At 50.3% G+C, this 19,328-nt stretch carries 13 protein-coding genes; 1 reads left to right on the top strand and 12 read right to left on the bottom strand.

Annotation, left to right across the window (positions count from 1 at the left end; translation table 11 throughout):
- Positions 1-7: 7 nt before the first annotated feature.
- From B3F49_RS00380 to B3F49_RS00325, 12 genes are all read right to left on the bottom strand, one after another.
- Positions 8-1,111 (bottom strand): LacI family DNA-binding transcriptional regulator, encoded by a 1,104-nt coding sequence (locus tag B3F49_RS00380; RefSeq protein WP_293908487.1) that lies wholly within the window; start codon positions 1,109-1,111, stop codon positions 8-10.
- Between the two features lie 60 nt (positions 1,112-1,171).
- On the bottom strand, positions 1,172-2,266 hold the full coding sequence (locus B3F49_RS00375) for an ABC transporter substrate-binding protein (RefSeq protein WP_293892810.1): 1,095 nt from the start codon (positions 2,264-2,266) through the stop codon (positions 1,172-1,174).
- 52 nt (positions 2,267-2,318) lie between these two features.
- Positions 2,319-3,497: an ABC transporter permease gene (locus B3F49_RS00370; protein WP_293892813.1), complete on the bottom strand. Its 1,179-nt coding sequence runs from the start codon at positions 3,495-3,497 to the stop codon at positions 2,319-2,321.
- Between the two features lie 12 nt (positions 3,498-3,509).
- Positions 3,510-5,006 (bottom strand): sugar ABC transporter ATP-binding protein, encoded by a 1,497-nt coding sequence (locus B3F49_RS00365; RefSeq protein WP_293892816.1) that lies wholly within the window; start codon positions 5,004-5,006, stop codon positions 3,510-3,512.
- 206 nt (positions 5,007-5,212) lie between these two features.
- Complete coding sequence (locus B3F49_RS00360) at positions 5,213-9,256, bottom strand: YDG domain-containing protein (RefSeq protein WP_293908486.1); 4,044 nt, start codon at positions 9,254-9,256, stop codon at positions 5,213-5,215.
- A gap of 9 nt (positions 9,257-9,265) precedes the next feature.
- On the bottom strand, positions 9,266-10,096 hold the full coding sequence (locus B3F49_RS00355; protein WP_293908485.1) for a hypothetical protein: 831 nt from the start codon (positions 10,094-10,096) through the stop codon (positions 9,266-9,268).
- Between the two features lie 160 nt (positions 10,097-10,256).
- Positions 10,257-11,546, bottom strand: a complete 1,290-nt coding sequence (locus B3F49_RS00350) for a sensor histidine kinase (RefSeq protein ID WP_293892825.1) — start codon at positions 11,544-11,546, stop codon at positions 10,257-10,259.
- Positions 11,543-12,277, bottom strand: a complete 735-nt coding sequence (locus B3F49_RS00345; protein ID WP_293892828.1) for a LytR/AlgR family response regulator transcription factor — start codon at positions 12,275-12,277, stop codon at positions 11,543-11,545. The genes B3F49_RS00350 and B3F49_RS00345 overlap by 4 nt, the downstream gene beginning before the upstream one ends.
- Positions 12,278-12,466: 189 nt before the next feature.
- Complete coding sequence (locus B3F49_RS00340; RefSeq protein WP_293908484.1) at positions 12,467-15,958, bottom strand: YDG domain-containing protein; 3,492 nt, start codon at positions 15,956-15,958, stop codon at positions 12,467-12,469.
- 9 nt (positions 15,959-15,967) lie between these two features.
- Positions 15,968-16,798, bottom strand: a complete 831-nt coding sequence (locus B3F49_RS00335; protein WP_293908483.1) for a hypothetical protein — start codon at positions 16,796-16,798, stop codon at positions 15,968-15,970.
- Positions 16,799-16,967: 169 nt separating this feature from the next.
- Positions 16,968-18,254: a GHKL domain-containing protein gene (locus tag B3F49_RS00330; RefSeq protein WP_293908482.1), complete on the bottom strand. Its 1,287-nt coding sequence runs from the start codon at positions 18,252-18,254 to the stop codon at positions 16,968-16,970.
- Complete coding sequence (locus tag B3F49_RS00325) at positions 18,254-18,988, bottom strand: LytR/AlgR family response regulator transcription factor (protein WP_293908481.1); 735 nt, start codon at positions 18,986-18,988, stop codon at positions 18,254-18,256. Before B3F49_RS00325 ends, B3F49_RS00330 begins: the two co-directional genes overlap by 1 nt.
- 200 nt (positions 18,989-19,188) lie before the next feature.
- Here B3F49_RS00325 and B3F49_RS12365 point away from each other — a divergent pair.
- Positions 19,189-19,328 (top strand): hypothetical protein (locus B3F49_RS12365; RefSeq protein ID WP_414712477.1); only part of this gene is annotated, 140 nt, incomplete at its 3' end.

The raw sequence follows: 19,328 nt of genomic DNA, 5'->3' as shown, positions 1-19,328 counted from the left end.
GTTCTTGTCAGAAATACGAACACAGTTCACCTGAATCCAATTCAGTTTCTCTTGCTTGTTCTTGGTTGTGTTCCTCGTGTTCAAAAGGAATTCCACCATTGGCTTGGATGACTTTTATCTCAGGCTTGAGCATGATATGCCGGGGGAGGTCATCCCAATCGCCTCCAAGACGCTTGAGCAGCAAGTCGGCAACTTCCTCGCCGATTTGCTCAAATTGTTGGGAGACGGCATAGTGGCAGAACTTGAGCAGGGGAGCATAGCTGAGATAATCGAAGCTCGCAAATACCAAGCCCTTGAGTTCCTGCTCGGTGAGGTTCTCTACCGCATGGATGGTAGCCCCGAGGTGCATGGAATCGTTGGCGATGAAAAAAGCTTGCGGATGATCGGGCTCGGCAAGTGCCTGCCTGAGCTGTTCTCGACCATTGTGCTGAGTCATTGCCCCTGTATGGAGAACGAATCGGTCTTCAACAGGCAGATTGTACTTGGCCATGGCTTCCAAGTATCCGTGCAACCGTTCGCCGGCAGTATGGATATCCGGGTCCCCACCGATGAAACCAATGCGTGAAAAGCCCTCATTGTGAAGGGCTTGAATCATTTTATGCACACCAAACCGGTTGTCGGTCTCTACCGAATCGACCTTGAGTCCCTTGATGCGGCGGTCGACAAGAACCAATGGGATGTTGGTCAGGGCCTTGGAAAGAAAGTGCTCTCCCTCAGAACCCGAGGGCATGACCACCATGCCGTCGACGTTGCGCTCGATGAGAATCTGCAGCTTCCGCTTCTCTTCCTCAACCGAATCGTAGGAGGAGGTGATGATCATCGAATAGCCTTTGGGGGCGAGACATCGCTCCAACGCTTCGACAACTTCCATGAAAAAGATGTTCGAGAGCTCGGGGGCGATGATGCCGATGGTTCGTGTCTGACGAAACTTGAGTGAGCGAGCCACCTCGTTTCGATTGTACCCAAGTTTTTCTACTGCATCCAAGACAGCTTTGCGGGTCCGGTCCTTGACCACATCGCTTTCATTGAGGGCTCGGGACACCGTGGCAATCGACACTCCAGCCAAGCGTGCGACATCCTTGATTGTCACGGGTACAACATTGTTATCCACCGTTCGGCTCTCCATAGCAATCGGGGGTCTTGTTAGACCCCCGATTGAACGTAAGGTGCATCAATCGTAAATCAGGCCCTTGATATCAGGGTCATCCATGTTCTGGTAATTGTAGAACTTGGCACCGGTATCGACATCGGAAACCGGCTCACCCTTGTAGGCCTTGTAGGCCAACTCGACTGCCTTGTAGCCGATCTGGTATGGATCCTGGGTGATGGAGCCGAGGAAGTACTGGTTGCGAACAGCATTCTTCTGGGCTGCGCCGGCATCATATCCGATGACCACGACGTTCTTGAAAGCTGCATTGGTCTTGAGCGATGCACCATCATTGGTTGCGGCCAAGAGGCCCTTGACGGTTGCTTCGTTGGAGCAGAAAATTCCCACAATGTTATCACTGCTTACCTTGTTCAACACTGCTTGGGCGGCATTGGTGGCGTCGGTCATGGCAGCTGAAGCAGGAACAATCATCTCGATGATGACTTTCTTGCCGTTTCTGGGGCTGTCTGCGGCAATGTAGGCGGTGTTGCCGATGACTGCAATATCACTCTTGGAAAGAGCGGTTTTCTCATCGATCAACTTGATCATTGTGTCGCGGAAACCCTTGCCGCGGCTGAGCAATGACTCACCGGAGGCGTCCTGGTTCATGACCACGATTTTTACCGGTTTTGCATCGGTTGCTGCTTCAATCTTGCTCTTGATCACCTCGAACATCTTCTCAGCCGCCAAACCGGCTGCTGCATAGTTGTTCGTGGAAGCATTCGCCCAAATTGATCCAGCCGGGGCCTCGGGGACACCGGAGTCAAACCCGATTACCGGGATTTTCTGGTTCTTGGCCTGCTGAAGCTGGTCAAGAACACTGCTGGTATTCAGAGCGGCCAAGGCGATAGCCACGGGATTCTTTGCCATGGCATTGTTCAGCATCTCAACCTGGATTTGAACATCACTTTCAGAAGGAGGACCTTCAAAGGTGATGTCGACGCCATAGGCTTCAGCAGCTGCATTGGCACCAAGTTTTACCTGCTGCCAGAAATCGTGCTGTTCACCTTTTGAGACAACGGCGATGTACGGCTTCTTGGTTTCCTGTACACCTTGGGCGAATACAGTCGCTGAAGCAAGTACAACCAGAGCCAGTAGAACGACTAAGGTTCTCTTCATAATAACCCTCCTATTTTCTTTCGGGATCATACGAGCCCGAATTTTCTCCAAGCTAGGTTCTTTGGAATTCCTTCTCTTGTTTGCGCAAGGCTGCTTTCTGTTCCTTCTCCTCACGTTTGAGTCGGCGGTACTCTTTGTTCATTTCAATTTTCAAGGCTGCAGCTTCATCTCCCTGCAACTGACTGAGCTTGAGCAGCATCTCTTGGCGATACCGATCCGATGCAGAAAGAATTCGGACCTCGGTGGACTTCTTTGTGCGATAAATATCAAGCATCACTGCCCCAAGGACGACGACTCCGGTGAAGAATGTCTGATACTGCGACTGCAGGTCCATGGAGGGCAGTCCCGCCCGCAGCACGCTCATGATGTAGACACCGATCATGGTGCCGAATACAGAACCAGCACCGCCGCTGAGGCTTGTTCCCCCGATGACTGTTCCCGCGATGGCGTAGAGTTCAAAGCCCTGGCCCTGGGCAGGCATGACGGTGGTGTACACTGCCGCGAAGGCGATGCCTCCCACACCTGCGAGAAATCCACTGACCACATAGGCCATCATCTCCCATTTTGCAACGTTGACACCGGAGAGGCGTGCAGCTTCCTTGTTTGAGCCGACGGCAAATATGTAACGGCCCATTTTTGTTCTGGTGAGGATGATATAGGCGATGAAGGCGGTACCGAAGAGCACCAGGGCCCCGGTGGGGTAGCTTGCATTGTTGGGGGCTATGTACTTGAAAATTCCTTTGAACCAGCTGTCGGCTGCTCCGCGGGCGGGGAAGGTGGCGCTGCGCACGTTTGAGACGATCGAGCCTGTTCCAAGGCTGATCATCATCGTCCCGAGTGTTGCTATGAACGGGGGAAGCTTCAGACGGCTTACCAGGATGCCGTTGAAAAGGCCGAAGCTGGTGGATACGAGCAGTATGAGCAACAGTGAGAGCCACATCGGCCATCCCCACGTTTTATACGCAGTGCCGCCAATGATCGTGGCTGCCATCATAACCGTTCCACAGGAGAGGTCGATGCCGCCGGTGATGATCACAAACGTTACCCCGATGGCAATGAAGCCGATGTAATAGGATGAGTCGAGGATATTAACCAGAGTCGTGTAGGAGAAGAAGTTTCTTCCAAACACGGCAAAGAAGGCATAGACAATGACGAGAGCCAAGGGTGCAAGCAGTTTCTGCACATTCACTCCTCGTTTCTCCCTGATTTTCGTGGTATCTGTCAGTTTCATAGACGCTCACTCCTATCCTCGTTGGGTAGCCAAGGCCATGATTCGTTCCTGGGTTGCCTCTTCAATATTGAGAATCCCGGTGAGCTTTCCTTCACACATGACTGCAATCCGGTCACTCATCCGTAGAATTTCATTCAGCTCGCTGCTGATCATGATGATCGATTTGCCTTCCTTGACCAGGTCGTTCATCAGATGGTAGATTTCGCTCTTCGCCCCTACGTCGATGCCGCGTGTCGGTTCGTCGAATATGAGAACCGAACAGTCCTTGATCAGCCACTTGGCAATGACCACCTTCTGTTGGTTGCCTCCGGAGAGGTTCCTGACAAACTGGTCGAGTGAAGGGGTTTTTATATTCAGCTTTTCCACGTATTCGGCAGCGATGCTGTTCAGCTTGGTACGGGGGATGAAAAACGAGGGGCAAAGGTCCTCGTAGGAGGCCATGACTACATTGTCCTGAACCGAGAGCTTGATGGCCAGTCCAAAGCGCTTTCGGTCTTCCGACAAATACCCGATTCCATTACGTACAGCATCCTGAGGACTCTCGATAAGGGTCTTCTTGCCGTTGATGAAAATCTCTCCGCTGGACCTATCTGCACCGAAGAGAGCCCGCATGGTTTCGGTGCGTCCTGCTCCCATGAGACCTGCAAAACCAAGGATTTCTCCTTTCCGCAGTTCAAAGGAGATGTTTTGCACCAGCTTGCCGGCGTTCAGGTTCTCTACTTTCAGAACAACAGGCGAGTCGGGTGGAACATTGCTCTTGGTCTTGGGTTTTTCGTAGATGACGCGTCCGACCATCATGTTGATCATCTCTTCCTTGCTCAGGACCTTGGTTTCCCTGGTATCGACATACTCGCCGTCGCGAAGAACCGTCACCCGGTCGGCAATCACCCCGATTTCATCGAGGCGGTGGCTGATGTAGATCATGCCTACGCCTTGTTGGGCAAGGTCTTTCATAATGGTAAACAGGTCGTTGATCTCCCTGTCGGTCAAAGCGGCTGTGGGTTCATCCAGAATAAGAACTTTGAGGTTGTGTGAGACGGCTTTTGCTATCTCGACCATCTGCTGCTTGCCTACAGTCAGATTACTAACCTTCTCATGAGGATCGATGTGCATGTTCAGTCGCTCCAAGAGCTCACCGGCACGCCTGTTTTGTTCTTTTTCATCCAGCAGCCAGCCATTGCGCTTGGTTGCCTCCCTGCCTATGAACAGGTTCTGGGCAACGGTGAGGTGCTCCATCATGTTCAGTTCCTGGTGTACGATTGCAATGCCTGCATCCAGCGCGTCTTTCGGCCCCTGGGGGTTGAAGAGCTTCCCTTGGTAGTGGATTTCTCCTGAGTCTTTGGGGAATATTCCGGTCAGCGTTTTCATCAGAGTCGATTTCCCGGCTCCGTTTTCACCAACCAGCGCATGGATTTCGCCTTCGCACAGCTCGAAGTCAACACCCTTGAGTGCATGGACGCCGGCGAATCGCTTGTCAATGTTCTTCATTGACAGAATGACGTTTCTCATGGCCGCTTCTCCTTGCCTAATACCATGTTTACACGGCTTATAGCATCTGTCAAGGATTGGAGTGTAATCGTTTACAATTTTTGGAAGGTTCTTTCAAACACTAAGGATGCAACACGTTTGGCAAGATATATTATGTCCCGATGTTGATACACCACGGAACGGAATAAAGCCCCCTGCCAAGCAAGCACCTGGCAGCGAGTCTGTGATTAGAAGTAGCGGACAGCTCTGATATGCGTACCAGCGTCTTTAGTCCATACTTCTATGATGTCATCATTCCTATCAAAAAATACAACATGATAATGTAATTCTGCTGGATATTTTGTATGGGTAGATTCTGAAGAACTCATGTATCTGGATAACCAAGTGGTACTGAAATTACCGATAAGAACTCTGTTGTCTCGTAGTTTTTTAAGCTCATTCAGTGAAGGAAGGAACCAATCATCGTAGCCTCCATCTCTCATCGAGTTTGCTTCCTTGGCCGCATAGCGGCCTACCTCGCTGCCATCAAGAGCATCGATGATGGCTTGTGTATTTGTCAAGCCAGTTCCAATCCCAACTGCTGTACCTATTTGCAACGTTATATTGCTGGACCATTTGATTCCATCAGATGTATCGGATTTTGCTGCAATCAAACCATGTACTTGGTTGGCTATGTACCCAGTGTCGGTGCTTTCGTAGATGTAGCCTACTACACCTCCGGCATAGTAATCTCCGACTGCGAGGTCCTTCTCTCCTACGGTAATCAGAAGGTCAGCTCCTGCAGAGCGTGTTGAAGTCTCCTCGTATCTAAGCTTGACTTTCTGAGCTGAAGTTACAGAAATCATAGCCCTTCCACGGCTGTCAATCATTAGAGCCGAATAACTTCCATACGTTGTTCCATTTGTGGATATGCTTGCCTCGATTCCTGTCTGGTTGGCAGTAAATCCAGTGAGATTGATGATGACCTGAGTGATATTGGTCTGAGTAGCAGACGAGATTGGATAATATGCCTCGAAGGTACCGCTCAAGGCAGATCCAGCAGCTTTTGTAATTGCTACAGTCTCCTCGCTGGTGATACTGCCGGTATAGTTGGTCCCTGTTGCGGTTGCCGTAACTGTAATCTTCTTTCCAATATCAGCTTCAACCAGAGAGTAGGTGGTATTTGTGGCACCACTGATGGCTGTTCCATTACGTTTCCATTGATACGTAGGCGTTTCCGTGTTGTCTAGGTCGGGCACAGCGGTCAAGACTTGGCCAAAGACAGGAGACCCTGTGATGGACACATTTCCATTCATGGCAATCTTGGTGATGGTACCGGAAGTCCCTGTAGTATCAGGCACGGTATAATTGGCAGCATCGGTGCCACTGATTGTATACCTGATGGTAAATGCCTTGTTGGTTCCGATATCAGCACTGGTATAGAAACCTGTGACGTTGCTCAATGTCACAACATCGCCTTCAGCTACACCCTGCAATGTGCCATTGGATGTGATCGGGATGGTTGCAGTTCCGTCATACTCCTTGGTCGTACTGTACGAAGTACCTGCAACAGTAAGCGGCTTCTGAGTTATGATACCATTCGAATACACCACACGACTATCTGGCTCAATATAATTGTCCTTGTCGGTGCCGTCAAGGCTGAAGGAAATAGTGATGCTTTTCCCCGATCCAGCCTGTTTCGTATCAAACGTTGCCGTCTTCTGCACCGTTACCATATCACCGGCAACCAAGTTGTTGATTGTGCAGGCGGTAATGCTTGTATTCCTGGTGCCGTCGTATTCCTTGCTGCCTGTCACATCAATGTCTTTAGCCGTGAGCAGCCTCTTGTGGATGGTGCCGGTAAGGGAGCCATTTGCCGGAGCAAGATAATTGTTCTTGTCCACACCATCAATCGTGTAGACAACGGTGGCGTCCTTGCTGGATCCTGCAACCTTGGTAGCATAGCTCGCAGCGGCGGTGAACGTTACAGTATCTCCATCAACAACACCTTCGAGCGTTCCGTTGTTGGATAGTGTTGCTGAGGTGGTTCCATCATAACTCTTGCTTGCAACGGTGGTTCCACTTACCGAAAGCTGCATCTTGTTGATCACGCCCTGATCTGTAGCCAAGGTGGTTTGGGGCGGGACGTAGTTAGCTGTGTCATCACCATCGATGTTGTAGTACACCCATACCTTTTTCCCTGTGGCTGCCCCATCTGTTTCATACGCTGCTGTTGTATGCAACGTTACTGAATCCCCCGCAACAACACCTACCAGACTCGGTTCCTGGGTTATTTCTGCATCCAAGGTTCCATCGTAGGTTTTGGTTGTTGCCACCCCTGTTCCGCCATTGACCGACAGATAATATTTTTGGATCACCCCTTGGTAGGTACCATCCTCCGGCTTGATGTAGTTGGCACTATCATCACCAGTGAGCGTATAGACAACGGTGACAGTCTTGGTTTGAGAGGCACTCTTCGTGTCATAGTTCCCAACAGCGGTGAACGTTACCGTGTCTCCGTCAACAACACCGTCGAGTGTACCTTTTCGGTTTGGCTCTATCTGTGCAGATGTGGTCCCGTCATATACCTTGTTCAGTGTGGGAACGGTTCCGCTCACCCTCAACTGCTTTCTGGTAATCTCGCCCGTAGCAGTGGCGATTGAATCAGCAGGCTTATGGTAATTGGCGCTGTCTGCTCCAGAGAGCGCGTACGTGACAGTAATCGGCTTGTTGGTTCCCGCTGTGGGTGAGTTATACGTTGCTATTGCATTGACTTGAACATCTTCGGTCGGAACCATGCCGGAACATGCAACGTTGTTTATGGTTGAGGAGGATGAGCCGTCATACTCCTTGGTGGAAACAAGATTGAAATCTGTTACGGTCAACCGCTTTTGGGTAATCACTCCATCAGCCACGACAGTATCGCCAGGGGCTGTATAGTTGTTGGCATCAGATCCTGTAAGCGTATTGCTGACAGTAATCGATTTTGAGCTTCCAACATCTTTGTCTGTGTAACTGGCTGATGATTGAAGCATCACTAAATCGCCTGAAAGCACCCCGACAAGGCTTCCTGGAGCTGTTACGACAGCTGTTGGAGTACCATCGTACTCCTTGGAAAGCTGGATTGAAGGGGAGGAAGCAACTGCAAGTGTTTTTCTCGTTATCTCTCCACTGAAGTTGGTATTTGCAGGAGCGTGATAGTTTTCTGCATCAGCCCCGCCAAGTGTATAGCTGACGCTGATGAGCTTGCCGCTTCCTGCAGTCTTGTCCTGATAGGAAGCCGTTGCCGTTACCGTTATCTCTTCGGTCCCCACCTTGCCGCCAAGTACGCCATGGTTGGTGACTGTTGCAGAAGTCGATCCATCATACTCCTTTGTAGTGGTGACTGTGGTTCCCGCAATGGAGAGCTGCTTCTTTGATATGATGCCGGCTACTGTGGTATCGGCAGGTTTTGTGTAATTAAGCGCATCAGCGCCGCTGAGACTGTAGGTAACGGTGATGTTCCTGCTGTTTCCTACTAAAGCAGAGTCATAGGAGGCCTGGGCATGCACCACCACCTCGTCGCTGCCGAGCACACCTGTGAGTGCTCCCGCTGTTATACTTCCTTGGATGGCGTTGGTCCCATCATATTCCTTGGTGGTCGTCAGAGTAGGACTGGCAATGGTCAACTGGGCCGGCTGGTATGCAGGTATGGTGACGGTGAGGCTCTCGCTGGCCTCTAGCCCGTGCGCTTGTGCCAGTCGGATGTGGTAGGTCCCCGGTGCCAGCAGGGTACTGCCGACAGTACACGGGGTAAAGAGTGCATCAGCAGCGGCTGAAGCAAGTCGATATTCCATCTTCGCTGTTGTCCCGGTGATCGAACCTTCCCTGGCATCCTGACGTGAAGGGCCTGCAATGGTGAATGCACTTGCAAGGGGTGCGCTCTGGCTGAATACGACTAAAAGGGAGGTATCGACTACTTGGCCCGCCTTCAGTTCTACTACTTTTGTCCCGATTCCAATCTGGCTGCCTTGGTCATCGAACGCCTTGACGGTAAGATTCCATCTTCCTTCCTTCAACTCTGAAAGGGTGTGTCTGGGCGGAACAATGTTGTTCAGGGTGAATCTGGAATTCGAGTCAACCAGATTTCCTTCCATGGTATACGAGGCCACTTCAACCTCTGGAGTGTCCAAGTCGATGGTTAGGCTGATGTTTCCAAGTTTTGCCATCATGTCGCTGCAGCCGACGAAGCTTACCAGAGTGCAAAGAAGAACGATGGATATGACTGTGAGTGTTGTATTGATTTTTTTCATGGTAGTTTCCTAGAAGTTGAAGCGCATGCCAGCTTGGACGCCATACAGGGCCGCCACTCTTGATTTCTCGAAGAGCAGAATACCTAGCGGAGCTATGAAGAATTCGTGCTCATCACATAAGCTGTAATTGAAATTGAGAGCAAGGCGTACCTGCTGGTCGACAAAAGCCTCAAGCGAATCAGTCCCATCCTGGTCATGGTCTCCATCGAGGAGGTGCAGGACCAGGCCATAACCCAGTTCAGGTGCAATTTCCATGTTCTTGCCCAAGCGTAATTTGTACCCAAACCCTGCCGAGATGTTGATTGCCTGCATCATATCGACCCAATCAGACTTTGAAGGGCCGCGGCTGTAAGCCGCTTCCCCGTATCCGTACAAGGGATTGTGTTCGTCGACGCTGAGGTTCAGCTTCACAGCTCCCCCGAATACAGAAGAGCAGAGCGTGGAGCTCGAGCCTGTTGGAAACAACGCATACGGCTTGATGTCCATCGAGTCAATGAACAACGGTTTCTTTGGATCAGGCAAGGTTGCGTTCCAACTATTTGTTTTGGTGTCGTACCGATATTCATAGCTGCGGCTCCAATCCTGGTTCTTTTCCTTTTGTTGGACGAAGAGGATATCCTCTTCACTGTCGAATGCTTCCAGCAACAGGACCGGATGAGCGGCATCCACCTCTTTCCAAGCCCCTCTTGCTTGCGTCTCGGTTTGGTAGCGGATTGCCACAACCTGCCCGGAGGCAGGTTTGATCATAATCCGTACAGGCGAAGATGAAGCAAAAACCGATAGTGATGAGAAAAAAACCAAAAGGGCTGTGCAAACAGCCATCCGAACGTTGATTGTCATACTACAACCCCTCACCGTACTACGACCTTTGTCTGTCTTTTGCCTTTGAGAAAAGACATCCTGCTGAGTCGTGCAATGCATGAATTGGTATGTAGCCTAGCAAAAACAATGAGACAAGAGAGTGGATTTACTTAGAATGTGTGATTTTCTACTTACATTTTCAGATAAGCAGTTGGGCACAAAACAGGCCATCTTTGATGTGATAGAGCAACTCAGCATCGTATTTGGAAGCAAAAGCAACAATGCTTTTGGTTCCTATCCCATGGCCTTGCTCTTTGGATGCAGGAAGGCCGTCTGAATCGAGCTCAGTATCCTCAGCGCAGGGATTGGTGATTTGCAAAAGCAAGCGGCCTTTCTGGACACAAGTAAGATGAATTACACGTTCTTTACACGCCTCAAAACGCGATATGGCTTGGATTGCATTCTCAAAGAGATTGGCGATCACAAGGGCCAACTCCAAGGAGTCGAAGGGAAGCTGTGCGGGAACGTTCACGTTGATGGTTGTCTGTATGCCATGTTGTTCAGCCAATTCTGCATAGTAGCTGATTACCGCATTCACTGCCTTGTTCGCACAATAGACCTTTGTTGTCGGCTGCTTGGTTGCAAGCTGCAGCTCCAGGCAACGCATCGCCTCCTCGCTCTCGCCTTGCTGCAGCAGTTGCAGCAGCATACCGTACACGTGTCGGCGGTCATGGGATGCGAGGTTGTTTTGTTCGGCAACCTTATCCATGAGCTCAAGCCTCTGTGCCATCGTGGAAGCTGCTTGGGAGAGGAGGGCTTTCTCATACTGCATACTTATGTTTTCCGTCTCCAATGCATGTATGGCATTAAGACGCTTCAGTGAATAGAAAATGGTTCCATAAGCCGCAATGGTAAGGATGATAAGCAGCAAGAGCGGTTGGCTGAACATCTGCAGGGTGACAATGATGTCAGTGGTTGCATAGAAGGGGTAGGAGAGCAACAAAGAAAGGCAGATAACCAGGACTGAGAATATCGGCCAGTTGTCGACTGCGGAGCGATACAGCGGCAGCAGGTATCGATGGAATGAGAAGATTACCACCAGGTACAGGGCCAGACGCGAGAGAGCATGGATCTGAGGGATGAAGGGCAACAGCATTCCAATCTGGAAGCTGAGAATGACGATCATCATCATGATATTCATCGTCGTCACGTAGCTGAACGCCCATTGCATGATGCTTGATTTGGATAAAGGCTTGAGAAGGAAGCCCAAAAGTATGATGGTAAGCAGATTCGCATGTGATACCGCGGTAAGGTCGGCATTGAAATACAAATACATGGTCGAGGAGATATCGGTGATGAACATGATCACTGCTGCAACGATGGTGCCGTTTTTTCCATATTTTGACTTGGTCAAGGTGAACAGCAGCAGTGCATTCATGACGGCTGTAACACTGCCGCGAAGCAGGTTGTTCAGGAGTTCTGGTATCATGCTTCTTCCTTCGAAAGCAGATAGCGCAGATACTGTTCCCGTACCGCTTGGTACAGCTTTGCTACAATCGGCACTTCATACCCGCCTTGCAGTGTAAACCGTGTTTTCGTGAAACTTTCGATATAATCCATGTTCAGGACATACGATACGTGGGGCCTGACAAAGCGTGCATCCTGCATCAAACGTTGAATATGGACGGTGAACGTACCTTTGATGATCGACGTGACAATGACTCTTGAGTCGGTGAGCGTGTAACGCACCGTATGGTTTGAGTACTCTGCAAAAAGGATTTCAGAGAACCTGAACACCTTGATTCCTTGCGGTGTCTTGATCGTGCAGGTGGTGTCAAACGTTTTGTCGAGCTTCGAACAAGCCTGAAGCACCGTTTTGCAAAGCTGCTGCTTGTCGATCGGCTTGAGCAGGTAGTTGATCGGGCTCGACTCAAACGACTGCAAGGCGTAGCCTGGCTCATAGGTTGCATACAGGATGATGGCTTCCTGGTCCCGTTCCCTGATGGCTTTGCCCACCTCCAGCCCGCTTAGCATGGGCATGACGATGTCCAGGATATAGAGGTGATATTGTTGTTTTTCACAGCTGCGCAGCAGCTTGTCGGGATGGTCGAACTGATGGATGACGGCATGGATGGCATGGGACTGAATACACTCTTGTGTATAGGCAGCAAGCAGTCCTAATTGAGTGCAATCATCATCACATATTGCAATATTCAGCATCCCTCATCCTTGCAGTACATACCATGGTTTTGACTGGTTTACTGTACTGTAAAGTCTGATGGAAGTCTATTGTAAACTTGGGTGAAGTGTGTGAGAACACATGGATTCCCTGAGTAAAACAGGTAATATCTGAGTGAGCACTGAGGAAGGATCCCCCTGCCAAGTAGGTGCCTGACAGGGAGGAAGCGATTAGAAGTATCGGACTGGACGGACCAACAAAGTCTCAGTCTTCCAGGACCAAGAAGCAGTGTTGCTGCCAAATTCCAGCGCGTATACAGTACTGCCATCATAAGGTAGTCTAAAACTCAATTCCGTTGAACTCCAGTAGGCTCCTGATGTTGAGAAATTTCCAATTTGATTAAATACCGAGTGAATATTGATCAACTCATCTTTTGAAGGCAGGAACCAGTCGTTATAGCCTCCTCCATTGTAATAGCGAGCGTTAAAGGCTGCAAAGGAGAATGATGAAGCGCCCGACGAGTTCATGATCTTATCAGAGTTCGATAAACCCTTTCCATAATCCGCCGACGTCCCGACTACGGTATTTGTACTGCTCGACCAAGCAAGGCCGGTTGTCGTGATGTCACTCTTTGCTGCGATCAAGCCATTGGTTTCTTCAGCAAGAGTCGAGCTTGATGAGATATAGGCAACGATACCTCCTCCATAATAGTCTCCTATCGCAAGCGGTCGTGGGGCGAGAGTGATCTCTGTTGCAGGCCCTGGTGCATGGGTGCTTGTCTCTTTCACCCTGAAACGAATCTTTGTCGTTGTTGATGCAGGGGAAGGCAAGTAGAGTATCGTCCTGCCGCGACTGTCGATCGCAAAATCTGGATAATAGGGGATGAAGGTGTCATAGTAGGCTATTTCCGCCTCGATTCCCGTTTGATTGGGCGAAAATCCGGTAACATTGATGATTGTCTGACCTTCATTTGAATTGGGGTAATATCCATCTATGGTACCGCTGATCGCCGCTCCTGTGAGCTTTTGGATGGTTAGAGTTCCCGTATCATTGACATTGAAGCTGTAGTTTCTGGCACTCCCTCCTGTTATGCGAATCGTGTAGATTCCTGCTGCAGAAGTGGAAGTTGTTCCAGCTGTTGCAGTAGGAGAGCTGTACCCGCTTGCAATGATAGCATTGTCATTCGGAACAAAGCCGGTGACATCAACCAAAAAGGTAGGAATGGCCTCTCCGTATGTCTGTGTATAATCTCCCACCGTTGCAGTCAGAAGTACTGGGGCAATTGAGGCAGTCCTGCTTGTATCATTATTCAGGTAGTAATTGCCGGCATCAGAGCCGCTTATCGTATAGTAAACGGTAACAGGCTTGTCGATTCCTACATCCATAGTGTAGGTACCGGAATAATATGCAGTGACATTGCCTAGAGTTACATCGTCACCTGCAACCATACCGGTCAAAGTCCCCGCTGCTGTGATGGTGATTGCAGATGATTTGTCATACACCTTTGATGCAGGGAAGGCAGTGCCGATGACGCTCAATTGTTTCTTCTCGATGGCTCCCCAAAGCTGCTTGTTGACTGGTGGGTAGTAATTGTTGGCATGCAAACCACCAAGCGAGTAGACGACTGTGATGGGATTGAATCCCCCCGTTGCAGTTGTAACGTTGGCGGACTGATAGCTTGCAGCAGCTCCTACGGTAACATCGTCTCCTTCCAGGACGCCGGAGAGTGTGCCTGGTGTGACACTATCCTGCACAGCTGTTGTACCATCGTAGACCTTGCGGTTTGTCCCCAAGATAGGATCACTAATCGTAAGCTGTTTCTTTATGATCGCACATGATGCGGTTGTAAGAATGTCAGCCGGCTTGAGATAGTTGTCCTTGTCGGCTCCCGAAAGCGAGTAGACAATAGAAATCCTTTTGCCGGTTCCTGCTGTAGGGGTTTCATAGGTGGCTGTTGCCGTTACTACTACATCATCAGAGCCGATTTTTCCATAGAGATTGAATGTGGGAGCTGCTGCAGAAGTGGTACCGTCATATACCTTGTTGGATGGCAAGTCAAGAATCTGGATACCGAGTTGCTTTGGGGTGATCACGCCTGCTTGTGGTGCTGCACTGTCTTTAGTTCCTTGGTAATTAGCTCCTGTTGCAGTTGCGGTTACTGTGATGGTCGATCCGATATCAGCAGAAACCAAGGTATAGGTGGTGCCGGTTGCCCCGCTGATAGCATTTCCGTTGCGCTTCCACTGGTAGGTGGGAGTCCCTGTGTTGGCCAGGCTCGGTACTGCAGTCAGGACCTGTCCATAGGCAGCAGTGCCCGAAATGGACACACTTCCGCCCATGGTAGCCTTGTTGACGGTGAGATTTCCCGTATCACTGGTAACAAAACTGTAGTTGGTTGCACTTCCCCCTGCTATGGTAATCGGATATGTACCTATTGCCGTGGTTGCATCAGTTGCAGAGGATGCAGACGGGGCCGTGTAGCCTGCTGCTGTATCGGCATCTTCACCAGGGACGAAGCCGGAAACAACTACTGTATAGGAAGGATTATTCTCGCCATAGGTCTTGGAGTAGTCCCCCACCGTTGCTGTCAGCACGGCCTCTGTAAATGAAGTCTGTTCGGAATGATTATCTGCTACTAGATAATTGCCGCCATCCCTTCCTCCCAACGTGTAGGTGATGGTAACAGGCTTGTCATTTCCAACATTGCTGTCAGTGCAACTTGCCGTTGGTGCAACTGTTACCTCATCGGAGCCAATTACCCCACCCAGCATGCCTGGTGACGTGACTGTTGTTAATGGAGAGCGGTCATATATCTTGGTTGCAGCAATGGTTGTTCCCGAGATGGTAAGCTGTCGCTTCTCAATGACTCCTATCACAACTGTATCAACCGGCTTGATATAGTTGCCTGCATCAGGACCACCGAGGGTATAGGTGACGGTGATGATCTTCCCGCTTCCTGCTGCTTTGTTGTCATAGGTTGCCAGGGTGTTTATCGTTACGTCATCGGTTCCAACAATTCCAACCAAGGCACCTGCAGTGGCCGAACCTGTAATCTCAACTGTTCCGTCATAGGTTTTGTTGGTATTCAGCGTCGGGTCTGCTATGGTCAGCTGGATTGGTTGGTACAGTGGCACGGTTACGCTAAGCGGGTCGCTTGCCCTTAATCCGTGTGCGGCGGCGTACCTGATTAGGTAGGTGCCGGTCCCAAGGATGGTAGTGCCCTCGCTGCAAGCGGTATAGGGGGCGTCAGCCGGATCGGTTGCAAGCCTGTACTCCATGGCTGCAGTTGTTCCACTCATCCGGCCGTCGGCGCTGTCAAAGCGTGTGGGAGCTGAGAACGTGAAACCGCTGGAAGTCGGTGCATCCTGGCTGAAGACGACCAAGAGCGTGGTCTCGACTATTTGGCCTTCCCTGAGATTGATACGTGTAGTCCCCGCCCCTAATTGCGTGCCCGCTGCATCGAAGGCGGTGACGGTGATGGTCCACAGCCCGCTTTTCAAGGAGGAAAGAGTATGGCGGGGAGGGACGATGTCGTGTACGGTGAAGCGCGAGTTTGGATTGTCATGCAACCCTTCCAGGCGATAGGAGGCAACTGCAATATCGGGAGTGTCCAGGACAATGGTGAGGTTGATGTTCCCCAGTTTCTCCATCATGTCGCTGCACGCGGTGAAGCTGAGCAGAATCGTGGCAATGAATAGAAGAGTTATGGTGGTTTTTTTCATGGCAATCCCCTAGAAGTTGAATCGAAGACCGGTCTGGAAGCCGAGCAGCGTCCCGATGGATCCTTTCTCGAAAAACACGACGCCCAGTGGGGCGACGATAAGGGTGTACGCCTCAGAAAGGGCGTAACTGAGGTTTAGTGAGAGACGGACCTGCTGATCGATGAAGGGTTCGAAGGTCTTCGTCCCGTCCTGGTCGAAGTCTGCGTTGAGCAGATGGACCACCACGCCGTAGCCGAGCTCGGGCGTCAGCTGAAAATTCTCGCTGATTGCGAACCGATACCCCATTCCCACTGACAGGTTCACCTCCTGCATGGTGTCAACCCAGTCGGATTTCGACGGGCCCCTGCTGTAGGCGAGTTCGGCGTACCCGAGGAGGGTCTCCTGCTCGTCCAGGGCGATGTTCATTTTCAGCCCGGCCCCAATCATATACGAGTAGTAGGTGGAACTTTTGCTCAGTGGGTAGAGGTTGTACAGCTTCAGGTCCAGCGATTCAACGAGGCCGGGCGAATCCGCCTCGCTTGGGGTGATCGTCCAGCTCTTGTCCTCTGATTTGTATTGGTATTCATAGATTTCGCTCCAGCTTTGGTTGTCCTGCGTTTGCTGCACAAAGAGCCTGTCCTGTGCGCTGTTGAAGGCATCGAGTACCAAGACGGGGTTGGATGAATGCACCTCCGTCCAAGGATGTGATGCATCATTGCCGACTTGGTAGCGGATAGCCTGGACTCGATCCGATGCAGGCCTGATTACAATCCGCAAGGAAGTGCTCGATGCAAATGCCAATGCGGTTGAGAGAAGAAGCAGGAGAACTGTGCAAGCTGCTGTCCGAACTCTGAACGCCATGATGGAACCCCTCTTGGTCGGTCGGCATTTGTATGCATACTTGTGGAGATAAGGAACAAGCATGGGATGCCATCCAACCATCTGTTTGGGTGTAGCCTAGCAAATTCAATGAGACGGGAATGACGATATGCTTAAAAGGGGCAATTTTCTGCTTATAAGATGTGAGGAGCTAGACGAGTAGTCTCACCCTGAATTGGCCATCCTGCACGTGGTAGACCAGTTCTGCATCATGCTTGGCGGCAAAAGCTGCGATGCTCTTGGTTCCGATTCCATGACCTTCTACAGCTGAATGGGGTAGGCCGTCCGGGCCGAGCTGTACCGTTTTGAGACAGGGGTTGGAGATTTCAAGTAACAGGCGGCCAACCTGATGGCAGGACAGTTGAATGACTTTGACTTGTTCTTGTGGCAGCAAAGAGGCACCATGGATGGCATTCTCCAAGAGATTTGCTACCACCAATGCCAATTCCAATGAATCGACGGTGAGTTGCTCGGCAATGCTCAGATTGATTTTTATCCGGATGCCTTTTTGTTCAGCCATATCCACGTAATAACTGACAGCGGCGTTTACTGCTTTGTTTTCGCAATAGATGGTGCCTGCACAGGCCTTGATTGCATTCTGCTTTCGCAAACACGTTATGGCCTCTGCTGTCTCCCCTTGTTCAAGGAGCCCCAACAGCATGCTGTTGAAGTGCCTGCGGTCGTGAGAAGCCAGGCTGTGTTCATAGGCCACCTGCTCCATGAGCTGCAACCGCTCTGTCATGGTTGAAGCGGCTTGGGAGAGCAGTATCCTCTCGTGTTGATTCTTCAGATTCTCTGTTTCAAGGGCGTGCATAGCGGTAAAGCGTTTCAGGGAGTGGAAGACTGTGCCGTAGGCCGCCAAGGAAAGTACGATCAAGAACAGGAGCGGCCATTTGGCTGTAAGCAGGGTGTTCTGGATATCATCTGTTACATAGAAATAGTAGGAGAGGTTGAGGAAAATGCATATTATCAGGACTGAGAACATAGGCCAGTTCTTGACGACCGACCGATACAGGGGCAGCAGGTAGCGCTGGAACAGGAGTATCACCAACAAGTAGAGCAGGAACCTAATCACTGTATTGGCATACTGGGGGTAGGCGAAGAGCTTGCCGAGATGGAAGCTGAGTATGATGACCATCATGGCAATGTTGATACTGGTGAGAAATGTGAAGCTCCATTGCATGAAGCTCTGCCTTGTTATCGGTTTCATTGCGAGCCCGACTACCAGGAACAGCACAATTGTGAACCGAGAGAGCGAAGTAAGATCTCCATACACATAGAACCAGATGGCGCTGGAGACATTGATGATGAGCACGAAACCGGTGATGAGTATGGTGCTTGTACGACCCAATTTTGACTTGGTAAGGGTAAACAGCAGCAGGACGTACATCACTGCTGTGACGCTGCCCCGAAGAATATTATCCACCAACTCCTGCATCAGCCTTTCCTCTTCGTTGATAGGTAATCCATGTACTGATCGCGCACTGCGCCGTATTTCTTGGTAACGATGGGAACACTGTGTCCTGATCGAAGGATGAAATGGGTTTTTGTGAAACGTTCGATATGATCCATGTTAAGGAGGAAGGATGCATGGGGTCGTATGAATCGCTTGTCCTGCAAAAAATATGCAAGGTATTGCGTGAATGTACCTTGCATTGCTTTCGACACAACCTTTCGCTCCTCGGTAAGCGTGAATAGTACTGTGTGGGAGGAATACTCACAATACAGAATCTCAGAGAACCTGATGACTTGAAGGCCCTCATGTGTTTTTACCGTGCAGATGCTCTCCTCCGGTAGGTTGAGCTTTGCTACAGACAAGGACAGTGTCGATTGGAATTGCTGTCTGTCGATTGGTTTGAGCAGGTAGTTGATGGGGTTTGTGGAGAACGATTGCAAAGCAAATGTTGGTTCGGATGTGGTATAGAGGATGACAGCGAACTGGTCATACTGTCGGATGGTTCTGCCGACTTCAACTCCATTGATCATGGGCATGACAATGTCCAGAATGTAGAGATGGTATCGCTGTTTCTCACAGCTGCGCAAAAGGTCATCGGGATGGAGAAATTGGTGTATGGTGGCTTGGATGGATTGCTCTTGCACAAATTGCGTTGTATAGGAATGGATAAGTGCCAGCTGGCTTGGTTCGTCATCGCAAATGGCAATCTCTAGCATACATCATCCTTGGAGCTCAACGCCGTGATTCGGTTTGTCCAGTATAGTGGCATCGCAGGGAGAAGTCTATGAATAGTCTGTATGAATGTATGACGCAGGAAAGAAATGAGCAATGTCGGAAGTGTATCGGCATCTTTGCTAGTGGTTTCCTGTCATGTATACTGCATCAATACTGAAGAAACTACCTGCGAGGAAGGCTTATGGGTATGGTGCATATAGGACTCGATATCGGTACAACGCATATTGTGATGACTGTTTTGGATTTGGAACAAGGCCGGCTCCTGCCTGCAATTTCCCTTGCCAATCCCCAATTCCAGACCGGTGAGCCGTATGCCCATGC

This window comes from Sphaerochaeta sp. UBA5836 (assembly GCF_002432845.1).
Lineage (GTDB): Bacteria > Spirochaetota > Spirochaetia > Sphaerochaetales > Sphaerochaetaceae > Sphaerochaeta.
The sequence above is the reverse complement of the archived record's forward strand: the minus strand, read 5'-3'. Positions and strand labels throughout refer to the sequence as shown.